The sequence below is a fragment of the Marinobacterium sp. YM272 genome, assembly GCF_050908845.1.
Taxonomy (GTDB): Bacteria; Pseudomonadota; Gammaproteobacteria; order Pseudomonadales; family Balneatricaceae; genus Marinobacterium_D.
The window spans coordinates 1,996,053-2,007,884 of sequence record NZ_CP194171.1 but is presented as its reverse complement, the minus strand read 5'-3'; the positions used below and the strand labels follow the sequence as shown (position 1 = coordinate 2,007,884).

Annotated in this window: 3 protein-coding genes; 2 read left to right on the top strand and 1 reads right to left on the bottom strand. The window is 57.4% G+C overall.

Features of this window, described 5'->3' with window-relative positions; genetic code table 11:
- The first annotated feature begins 104 nt into the window (after positions 1-104).
- Positions 105-2,018 (top strand): bifunctional diguanylate cyclase/phosphodiesterase, encoded by a 1,914-nt coding sequence (locus tag ACQUQP_RS08925; protein ID WP_432698446.1) that lies wholly within the window; start codon positions 105-107, stop codon positions 2,016-2,018.
- Positions 2,015-2,695 (top strand): transglutaminase-like cysteine peptidase, encoded by a 681-nt coding sequence (locus tag ACQUQP_RS08920; protein WP_432698445.1) that lies wholly within the window; start codon positions 2,015-2,017, stop codon positions 2,693-2,695. Before ACQUQP_RS08925 ends, ACQUQP_RS08920 begins: the two co-directional genes overlap by 4 nt.
- A gap of 102 nt (positions 2,696-2,797) precedes the next feature.
- On the opposite strand, the gene ACQUQP_RS08915 is transcribed toward ACQUQP_RS08920, so the two are convergent.
- Positions 2,798-11,410 (bottom strand): retention module-containing protein, encoded by an 8,613-nt coding sequence (locus tag ACQUQP_RS08915; protein ID WP_432698444.1) that lies wholly within the window; start codon positions 11,408-11,410, stop codon positions 2,798-2,800.
- Positions 11,411-11,832: the final 422 nt, after the last annotated feature.

Sequence of the window (11,832 nt, the reverse complement as noted above, 5' to 3'; positions counted from 1 at the left end):
TATCTGGGCCTGATTGTCCGGTCGATCATCACCGGCTGCAGTGCCCTCTCAGCCAGGATTACCTGTTTGAGAATCATCTGTCTGTATGAGAAGGGAGTCTTTTAATGACGCTGTCCAAGCAGTTGATGCTACTGATCTCTGCCATGTTCCTGGCAATTTTCGCGATCAACTTTTACACCAGCCTGAACAATATTCGTGGCTACCTGCAGCAGGAATCGGAGATCCACGCGCAGGATACCGCCACATCGCTGGGCCTTTCCCTGAGCCCTTACATCCTCGACGAGGAGGACACCATTCTCTCAACCATGGTGAATACCATCTTCGACCGGGGCTACTACCTGGAAATTCTGCTTGAGAACATCGATGGCAACGAGATCGTCAGGCGTACCAACCCCAAAACCTTTGAAGAGGTGCCGGAGTGGTTCACCGAACTCTTCCCGATGCAGACCGCGACCGCAGAATCCGAGATCGATGCCGGCTGGGTTGTCGGCGGCACTATCTATGTGACCATCCATCCGGGCCTCGGTTATCTCAAGCTCTGGCAGCAAGCGAAAGACTCTCTGCTGTTCGCCGCCATCTGCCTGGTGATTTTTATCGCCCTGCTGTTCCTGATCCTGGGCCTGGTACTGCGCCCCCTGGGCGTCATCAACAAGCTGGCACTGAGTATTGCCGACGGCCATTTCGGCAAGATCGACAAGCTGCCCTGGACCACCGACATCCGTAACGTGGCTCAGTCCATGAACCTGATGTCCGGCAAGATCGAAAAAGTGATCACCAACCTGAACAACCGCCTGGAGGAAACCGGCAAGCGCCTGCGCGTCGATGAGCTGACCGGCCTCGAGACCAAGGCCACCTTTGAGACCGAGATGAAAGAGCGTTTCATGTCGCGTCAGGAGGGTTACCTGTTCATCCTGCGGATCGATGAACTCGGCAAACTGGCGGCGAAACTCAGCTCCGACAAGGTCGATACCTTTATCAAGAGCTTTGTATCCGAAACCCGCCTGGCACTGAAAGATCAGGACATCAACGGCGACTTCATGTACCGCATCGTCGGTGCCGAGTTCATCCTGATCACCGATTGCAAAACGCAGGAGAGCGCGGAGGCACTCTGCAAAGCGATTCTGAAACGGCTGGAAGCTCTGGGCGCTGAATACAACAAGGAGAGCGTGGCCCATATCGGCGGCGTGGCGCTCGATCCTCAGGGCACCACAGCATCCCTGGTGTCTGCGGCCACCGAAGCGTATGAAAAAGCCCGACTCATTGGTCAAAACAGCTTTGCCATCACCCAGTACAGCGAAAACACCCGCAGTATGGACGAATGGAAACAGCTGGTTGGCGAGATCGTCGACAAACGCCAGGTAGAGGTTAATTACGGTGTGAAAGCCTACAGCCTTGCCGAGGGCGAACAGGACAAGCTGGTGCTTGAAGAGGCGATGTCGCAGGTATTTGACGAGAAAGGCGAAGCCCTGCCGATCGGTACCTTTATATCGGTGGCAGAAACCCTGGGCCGGATTCTCGAATTCGACCTGAATATCGTCACCCGGGTGCTTAACCACATCCGCCGCGAGCAGATTCAGCACGACGTTGCGGTAAACCTCTCGTTCACGGCACTGGCCAGTAACGAGTTCCGCACCGAGCTGTATAAGCTGCTCGAAAACAACAAGGATATTGTCAGCCATCTGGTATTCAGTATCACCGCCTACGGCGCCACACGGGATATGAAGTCGTTTGAAAGCTTCATCGACTTTGCTCACCGCAACGGTGCGAAAGTGATTCTCAAGCGTTTCGAGAGCCGCTTTATCCCGATGGATAACCTCAAGCAGTTCCGCCTCGACTATATTCGCCTGGCGCGTATCTACACCGAAAACATCGGCAATGACCCTGAAAAACGGCGTCTGGTCGAAGCGATGAAGGAGCTCGGCGAGCTGCTTAACGTTAACATCCTCGCGGAGTCCGTCGAGACCGACAACGACTACCAGGCAGTACGCGAGATCGGACTGACAGCGGCAAGCCGATGAACGCATCCCTGAAACCCTACCGGCGCCTGGGGCGCCGGGCACTGGGCTGTATCGGCCTGGGACTGGCGCTCAGCCTGAGCGCTCAGTCCAGCTTCGCCAAAGGCCTGGTCGAATTCAGCCCAGCCCTGCTGAATCGGGTCGAGTCCAAGTTCGGCCGAGGTGCCGTCATGCGCCTTAACGCACTCAAAGACCTGGTCGATAACAATCAGACGGTCAGCGAAATGGACAAGGTAAAAGCGGTCAACGACTTCTTTAACCAGGTCCCCTATTACACCGACCCGGTTCACTGGAAGATGAAGGACTACTGGGCCACCCCCTTCGAGAAGCTGACCACCTACGGCGGCGACTGCGAGGACTACGCCATCGGCAAGTACTTCACCCTGCGTGAACTGGGCGTCCCCGATGACCGCATGCGCATCATGTACGTCAAGGCGCTAGACTGGGGCGAAGCCCACATGGTGCTCACCTACTTCCCCAAACCCCGCTCCATCCCGCTGGTGCTGGATAACCTCAAGCCGCAGATCCTGCCCGCCAACCAGCGCAAAGACCTGGTACCGGTCTACAGCTTTAACGCAGACAGCCTCTGGCTGGCGAAGGAACGTGGGGTAGGTAAACGGGTTGGCAGCTCAAGCAAGCTGGGGCTGTGGTCGGATCTGCAGAGGAGGATTGAGAATTAAGGTCAATTAGCTACTTCCAGATAAAAAAATGCCCCTGTTCAGGGGCATTTTTCATTGCTGGACCCTTTCGAGCCCAGCGGTTCTCAACTAAGAGACGGCAACTCAGACGTCAGTCTGGATATGACCGTTTGTGACCAGGTCGCTGATGATATCTGCCTGACTATCGGCTACATTCGCACCGAGATCAGCCAAGGTAGTACCTTCCAGTCGAATCTGCTCAGTAATACCAGAAGAACCATCCGGATTTACGTCGATCACAACTGCACCAGAGTCTTCATAGACGTTGAGGTATGCAGTCAAATCTGTTCCCTCTTCACCCTGCAGCAGATCAGACAGATCAAGCACATCGCTTTCACCATGATCGTTGAAGTCTGTGATGGTATCCACGTCCATGTCACCAACGGTTCCCTGGTCATCTTCGGAGAACAGGAAGATGTCATCGCCCTCTCCACCGATGAGAGTGTGATCACCAACGCCACCAGTCAACACATCGGATCCGGCAGAACCATCCAGGGTACCATCACCCTCCACGGTTACCGCCAGGGTGCCTGATACGCTATCTCCATCAGCATCGGTACCAGTAACACCAAACTCAAGATCTGCAGTACCCGTGTTGGTGAAGGCTCCAACAGAGGTGACGACTATGCCCGTATTGGCATCTACACCACCATAGATAGCGACGTAGCTGATCACGCCCCCGTTGTCGTCTTCAATAACGATAGAGTCACCCTTAACGGTCGTTATAGTGTCCGTACTCAGTACCGACCCATCACTGCCATAGGCAACCCATGTGATTTCACTACCGCTCTTATCAGCCTGAACTGTCACCGAGTTCACCTGCGGCCCATCAAAACTACCGGTAAGATCGATGCCGAAATCATCGGTATCAAAGTCAAGAAGCAAGAGCTCTGTGGGGTTAACCAGCGGGTTTTCTACCCCGTAAGAGTTATTGTTCAGGTTCACTTCACCTTGAGTCAGGGAAGTGACAATGGTGTTAAAATTATCCGTCGTATTGAAGGCAGCGGTGGTGTCCAAATACCCCGATATCAGCACCAAATCCGCATTAGGATCGGTGGCGTCCGGGATGATGTAGCCTGTATTAGGCCCACTACCGAAGGATGAACCCTGGCCAGCCAGTACCTCTTCCGGCGTCGCAATCAGCTGCGGTCCGAAGATTTCGAACTCATAGGTTTGACTGTCCGGATCCAGACGCAGTTCGAAAATGTTGTGCTCAGTACCATCATCGTAGTACGCACGCACCACACCATCGACGCTGGTGTCGTACTGGATCGCGATGCCGTCCGGGAAGGTCACGAGGTTCTGAGACTGGAGGGCAGTCAGATCAAACGTAATGGCATCGATGGTCTGCGCTCCATCCGCCCCGAAGGAGAAGTCGAACAACCCTTTGGCAATGTTACCGATGCTGTTGTCCAGAATAAGCTTCTGGGAACCGTCAAAGACCGGAGAATCATCTTCAACAGTGACCGTGATCGCTGCCGGCAGCGAATCATTGACACCATCCGATGCTATGACAGTTACGCCATTAATCGTCAGGTTATCCTCTTCATCCGCAGTCGCATGATCGATCGGCCCCATCAGCTCACTGCTCCAGTCACCGGTAGCCGAGTCGATGGTCAACACGAGTATTGCCGTGCCTCCGGCGCTACCGGTCAGCACCGTATTATTACTGGAGAAGGTCCAGGTAATACCCACTTGATTGGAGGTATAGGTACCATCAACCGGTTTACCAGAGAAGCTGTAACTAACAGTGTCGCCGTCAGCGTCACTGGCGGTTACAGTGCCTGTGTCATCAAGCGTGCTGTTGGTCGTATCCACGTTACCATCGGTATCCGGGTTCGCACCGGTCAGGCCCTCTTCCGATACAACCGTATTAGTAACAACGGGCTTATCAGGCACCGTATCGTAGCTAAGAATCGTACCTGTAGCTGCTACACCGCCGACCACCAGGTCGTAGAACTCGGGGTCCTCAACGTTGGCATCGGTCGCCGCATCGGTGCTGATGGTGAAGCTGGTCACGCCCGCCGGCACCGTGATGGTACCGTCGCCATTGTTCACCACATTGTCGCTGAACTGCAGGTTGCTCCAGTCCTCCGGCTCGGTGGTGTTGTCGGTCAGGCTGAAGCTGAAGGTCTCGTCATTGACGCTCTCGCCACTCAGGGTCACGGTGTGAACCAGCGTGTTGCCTTCCGCCTTGGTGTCAGAGGTCACGTCTTCAACGGTGATCTCGCTGGCATCGGTAATGGTACCGGTCGCAGCCACACCACCGACCACCAGGTCGTAGAACTCGGGGTCCTCAACGTTGGCATCGGTCGCCGCATCGGTGCTGATGGTGAAGCTGGTCACGCCCGCCGGCACCGTGATGGTACCGTCGCCGTTGTTCACCACATTGTCGCTGAACTGCAGGTTACTCCAGTCCTCCGGCTCGGTGGTGTTGTCGGTCAGGCTGAAGCTGAAGGTCTCGTCATTGACGCTCTCGCCACTCAGGGTCACGGTGTGAACCAGCGTGTTGCCTTCCGCCTTGGTGTCAGAGGTCACGTCTTCAACGGTGATCTCGCTGGCATCGGTAATGGTACCGGTCGCAGCCACACCACCGACCACCAGGTCGTAGAACTCGGGGTCCTCAACGTTGGCATCGGTCGCCGCATCGGTGCTGATGGTGAAGCTGGTCACGCCCGCCGGCACCGTGATGGTACCGTCGCCGTTGTTCACCACATTGTCGCTGAACTGCAGATTACTCCAGTCCTCCGGCTCGGTGGTGTTGTCGGTCAGGCTGAAGCTGAAGGTCTCATCATTGACGCTCTCGCCACTCAGGGTCACGGTGTGAACCAGCGTGTTGCCTTCCGCCTTGGTGTCAGAGGTCACGTCTTCAACGGTGATCTCGCTGGCATCGGTAATGGTACCGGTCGCAGCCACACCGCCGACCACCAGGTCGTAGAACTCGGGGTCCTCAACGTTGGCATCGGTCGCCGCATCGGTGCTGATGGTGAAGCTGGTCACGCCCGCCGGCACCGTGATGGTACCGTCGCCGTTGTTCACCACATTGTCGCTGAACTGCAGGTTGCTCCAGTCCTCCGGCTCGGTGGTGTTGTCGGTCAGGCTGAAGCTGAAGGTCTCGTCATTGACGCTCTCGCCACTCAGGGTCACGGTGTGAACCAGCGTGTTGCCTTCCGCCTTGGTGTCAGAGGTCACGTCTTCAACGGTGATCTCGCTCGCATCGGTAATGGTACCGGTCGCAGCCACACCACCGACCACCAGGTCGTAGAACTCGGGGTCCTCAACGTTGGCATCGGTCGCCGCATCGGTGCTGATGGTGAAGCTGGTCACGCCCGCCGGCACCGTGATGGTACCGTCGCCGTTGTTCACCACATTGTCGCTGAACTGCAGGTTGCTCCAGTCCTCCGGCTCGGTGGTGTTGTCGGTCAGGCTGAAGCTGAAGGTCTCGTCATTGACGCTCTCGCCACTCAGGGTCACGGTGTGAACCAGCGTGTTGCCTTCCGCCTTGGTGTCAGAGGTCACGTCTTCAACGGTGATCTCGCTGGCATCGGTAATGGTACCGGTCGCAGCCACACCACCGACCACCAGGTCGTAGAACTCGGGGTCCTCAACGTTGGCATCGGTCGCCGCATCGGTGCTGATGGTGAAGCTGGTCACGCCCGCCGGCACCGTGATGGTACCGTCGCCGTTGTTCACCACATTGTCGCTGAACTGCAGGTTGCTCCAGTCCTCCGGCTCGGTGGTGTTGTCGGTCAGGCTGAAGCTGAAGGTCTCGTCATTGACGCTCTCGCCACTCAGGGTCACGGTGTGAACCAGCGTGTTGCCTTCCGCCTTGGTGTCAGAGGTCACGTCTTCAACGGTGATCTCGCTGGCATCGGTAATGGTACCGGTCGCAGCCACACCACCGACCACCAGGTCGTAGAACTCGGGGTCCTCAACGTTGGCATCGGTCGCCGCATCGGTGCTGATGGTGAAGCTGGTCACGCCCGCTGGCACCGTGATGGTACCGTCGCCGTTGTTCACCACATTGTCGCTGAACTGCAGGTTACTCCAGTCCTCCGGCTCGGTGGTGTTGTCGGTCAGGCTGAAGCTGAAGGTCTCGTCATTGACGCTCTCGCCACTCAGGGTCACGGTGTGAACCAGCGTGTTGCCTTCCGCCTTGGTGTCAGAGGTCACGTCTTCAACGGTGATCTCGCTGGCATCGGTAATGGTACCGGTCGCAGCCACACCGCCGACCACCAGGTCGTAGAACTCGGGGTCCTCAACGTTGGCATCGGTCGCCGCATCGGTGCTGATGGTGAAGCTGGTCACGCCCGCCGGCACCGTGATGGTACCGTCGCCGTTGTTCACCACATTGTCGCTGAACTGCAGATTACTCCAGTCCTCCGGCTCGGTGGTGTTGTCGGTCAGGCTGAAGCTGAAGGTCTCATCATTGACGCTCTCGCCACTCAGGGTCACGGTGTGAACCAGCGTGTTGCCTTCCGCCTTGGTGTCAGAGGTCACGTCTTCAACGGTGATCTCGCTGGCATCGGTAATGGTACCGGTCGCAGCCACACCGCCGACCACCAGGTCGTAGAACTCGGGGTCCTCAACGTTGGCATCGGTCGCCGCATCGGTGCTGATGGTGAAGCTGGTCACGCCCGCCGGCACCGTGATGGTACCGTCGCCGTTGTTCACCACATTGTCGCTGAACTGCAGGTTGCTCCAGTCCTCCGGCTCGGTGGTGTTGTCGGTCAGGCTGAAGCTGAAGGTCTCGTCATTGACGCTCTCGCCACTCAGGGTCACGGTGTGAACCAGCGTGTTGCCTTCCGCCTTGGTGTCAGAGGTCACGTCTTCAACGGTGATCTCGCTGGCATCGGTAATGGTACCGGTCGCAGCCACACCACCGACCACCAGGTCGTAGAACTCGGGGTCCTCAACGTTGGCATCGGTCGCCGCATCGGTGCTGATGGTGAAGCTGGTCACGCCCGCCGGCACCGTGATGGTACCGTCGCCGTTGTTCACCACATTGTCGCTGAACTGCAGGTTACTCCAGTCCTCCGGCTCGGTGGTGTTGTCGGTCAGGCTGAAGCTGAAGGTCTCGTCATTGACGCTCTCGCCACTCAGGGTCACGGTGTGAACCAGCGTGTTGCCTTCCGCCTTGGTGTCAGAGGTCACGTCTTCAACGGTGATCTCGCTGGCATCGGTAATGGTACCGGTCGCAGCCACACCACCGACCACCAGGTCGTAGAACTCGGGGTCCTCAACGTTGGCATCGGTCGCCGCATCGGTGCTGATGGTGAAGCTGGTCACGCCCGCCGGCACCGTGATGGTACCGTCGCCGTTGTTCACCACATTGTCGCTGAACTGCAGATTACTCCAGTCCTCCGGCTCGGTGGTGTTGTCGGTCAGGCTGAAGCTGAAGGTCTCATCATTGACGCTCTCGCCACTCAGGGTCACGGTGTGAACCAGCGTGTTGCCTTCCGCCTTGGTGTCAGAGGTCACGTCTTCAACGGTGATCTCGCTGGCATCGGTAATGGTACCGGTCGCAGCCACACCGCCGACCACCAGGTCGTAGAACTCGGGGTCCTCAACGTTGGCATCGGTCGCCGCATCGGTGCTGATGGTGAAGCTGGTCACGCCCGCCGGCACCGTGATGGTACCGTCGCCGTTGTTCACCACATTGTCGCTGAACTGCAGGTTGCTCCAGTCCTCCGGCTCGGTGGTGTTGTCGGTCAGGCTGAAGCTGAAGGTCTCGTCATTGACGCTCTCGCCACTCAGGGTCACGGTGTGAACCAGCGTGTTGCCTTCCGCCTTGGTGTCAGAGGTCACGTCTTCAACGGTGATCTCGCTCGCATCGGTAATGGTACCGGTCGCAGCCACACCACCGACCACCAGGTCGTAGAACTCGGGGTCCTCAACGTTGGCATCGGTCGCCGCATCGGTGCTGATGGTGAAGCTGGTCACGCCCGCCGGCACCGTGATGGTACCGTCGCCGTTGTTCACCACATTGTCGCTGAACTGCAGGTTGCTCCAGTCCTCCGGCTCGGTGGTGTTGTCGGTCAGGCTGAAGCTGAAGGTCTCGTCATTGACGCTCTCGCCACTCAGGGTCACGGTGTGAACCAGCGTGTTGCCTTCCGCCTTGGTGTCAGAGGTCACGTCTTCAACGGTGATCTCGCTGGCATCGGTAATGGTACCGGTCGCAGCCACACCACCGACCACCAGGTCGTAGAACTCGGGGTCCTCAACGTTGGCATCGGTCGCCGCATCGGTGCTGATGGTGAAGCTGGTCACGCCCGCCGGCACCGTGATGGTACCGTCGCCGTTGTTCACCACATTGTCGCTGAACTGCAGGTTGCTCCAGTCCTCCGGCTCGGTGGTGTTGTCGGTCAGGCTGAAGCTGAAGGTCTCGTCATTGACGCTCTCGCCACTCAGGGTCACGGTGTGAACCAGCGTGTTGCCTTCCGCCTTGGTGTCAGAGGTCACGTCTTCAACGGTGATCTCGCTGGCATCGGTAATGGTACCGGTCGCAGCCACACCACCGACCACCAGGTCGTAGAACTCGGGGTCCTCAACGTTGGCATCGGTCGCCGCATCGGTGCTGATGGTGAAGCTGGTCACGCCCGCTGGCACCGTGATGGTACCGTCGCCGTTGTTCACCACATTGTCGCTGAACTGCAGGTTACTCCAGTCCTCCGGCTCGGTGGTGTTGTCGGTCAGGCTGAAGCTGAAGGTCTCGTCATTGACGCTCTCGCCACTCAGGGTCACGGTGTGAACCAGCGTGTTGCCTTCCGCCTTGGTGTCAGAGGTCACGTCTTCAACGGTGATCTCGCTGGCATCGGTAATGGTACCGGTCGCAGCCACACCGCCGACCACCAGGTCGTAGAACTCGGGGTCCTCAACGTTGGCATCGGTCGCCGCATCGGTGCTGATGGTGAAGCTGGTCACGCCCGCCGGCACCGTGATGGTACCGTCGCCGTTGTTCACCACATTGTCGCTGAACTGCAGGTTACTCCAGTCTTCCGGCTCGGTGGTGTTGTCGGTCAGGCTGAAGCTGAAGGTCTCGTCATTGACGCTCTCGCCACTCAGGGTCACGGTGTGAACCAGCGTGTTGCCTTCCGCCTTGGTGTCAGAGGTCACTTTTTGTACAACTGTCGTATCGTTATCAATTATGGTGCCTGTAGCTACACCATTCGTTTCCGATATCGCTGCCCCCTCGCTGGGAGCACTCAGGGAAACAGTAAATGTTTCGTCCCCCTCCTCAATCGTATCTGCGGTCGTCTGTACTGTGAATGTTTTGCTGGTTTCACCCGGAGCAAACGTCAGCGTACCGCTGGTGGAAGTGAAATCGTTGGTCGATGCCGTATCACTAGCACCAATACTGGTGGTGAAATCTACTGTCTGATCAAAAGCAGCATCACCTGTCCGAGTAACGGTGAATGTCATTACACCACCTTCTTCGATACTGGCATCAGTAACGCTGAATACAGTGGAGTCGTCATCAATAATCGTGACAGTGCCGCTTGCCGCGTCCGGGTTAACCGTTGCGTTATCTGCACTGAGTATCTGAATACCGAAGGACTCGTCGCCTTCTACCAATAAATCCTGCTCGATATACACGGTAACCGGAATCGAGGTTGTCCCCTGGGGAATTACTACAGTCTGCGGGCCAGTACCGCCGTCATACCAGTCAGTGCCATAGGTGGCATCGCCGCCACCAAGCTGGTAGGTCACGGTAACGTCCTGATCGTACGCTTCGCTCAAAACCAGGTTGAAGGTCACTTCCTTAACATTGCCCGGATCTGAACCTTCAGGGATGTATACGTTGTTACCACTTACAACGACACCATCGTTATTCGGGGTGCCGGGATCGGTAGGATCTGTGGGGTCGGTAGGATCGGTAGGATCGGTAGGATCAGTCGGCGTATCGACGCTGACTTCCACGGATACACTAGGCTGATCCTCAACGATAACACCCTCTTCGCTCTGCGGCTGCTCAACGGTGGAGGATGTGCCGACGGTCGGGTATCCGGCCTCGGGGGTTCCTTCGCCGGCGGTACGGTTTACAACGACGAAGTCAGCGCCTTCATTACCACCAGGGCCTGCGCCTGGAGCGGCACCAGCACCCGGCGCACCGGCTGCGGTTGCTTCACCGACGGCGGTCGGGTCCTGACCCGCCAGGATGGCGGCCTGGATAGCGTCTATACCGGCGAAGGCATCGCCATCGGTGACAGCTTCGCTGGTGTCAAATTCATCTGCGGGGGTGTAGGTGTCGGAAGAAGCAAGCCAGCTCTGGCCGCCTTCAAGGACAACCGGGCCACCGGAGTCCATGGCCACTTCGATACGGGCGTCCGGGCCGGTACGGATAACTTCATCTGCATAGATGAGATCGCCCGCCATCAGGACACGCTCGGAGCCGTCAGCCGCAACAGCAACAACCTGGCCGGATACAACAGTGACTGAACCGACCGCATCACCCAGGTCAGCGGACTGCCCTTCGGTGCCTACACCAGCCTCAGCAGCGATCCAGTTATCACCGGCATTCAACGCAACAGCTTCGCCGTTGGTCAGTGCAATTTCGATTCGGGAGCCTTCAGCGGGGCGTACCACGTCATCTGACATGATTGCGTCACCAAGCGCTAGCGTTCGCTCTTCTCCATCTGCCGACACGGCGACAGCCGTTCCTTCCAGAAACGATACGGAACCAATTACTTCAGACATGACACACCTCCCGAGGACGACGCTCGTCGTAATGTTTACTTCCTATAAAGCATTCAGCTGCTTTGGGCATCACTGGCACAAAACAGGTACACAGACCGTAAAATATCTGTATCTGATGTCAGTAAAGCACTGACCGGAAGGGGAAACACTGTACCGTGGTACAGGGCTGGATGCTTATCTTGAGGTTCGGTGCGGAGGAATACTCAGAAGAAAACCTGAAAGGCCCGGATTCACTGGTACCGACGGCCATCCGGGGGAGAAATCACCTTCAATCGCGGGGTTTGATCCAGGTCACTAAAACGCTCTTTAACGCTCTTCAGCTTAAAAGCCGCATCTCTGCTGATGCGCGGATTGAGCGGTAGTTCATCATCAGCTTCAAGTACAGACAGATCCCAAAGCGCCGCGCCGTCAGCAGAAAGGGG

Bases quoted from the DNA above. Each gene is read 5' to 3' on its own strand.
- ACQUQP_RS08925 (WP_432698446.1), top strand. From the start codon at position 105: ATGACGCTGTCCAAGCAGTTGATGCTACTGATCTCTGCCATGTTCCTG.
- ACQUQP_RS08915 (WP_432698444.1), bottom strand. From the start codon at position 11,410: ATGTCTGAAGTAATTGGTTCCGTATCGTTTCTGGAAGGAACGGCTGTC.
- ACQUQP_RS08920 (WP_432698445.1), top strand. From the start codon at position 2,015: ATGAACGCATCCCTGAAACCCTACCGGCGCCTGGGGCGCCGGGCACTG.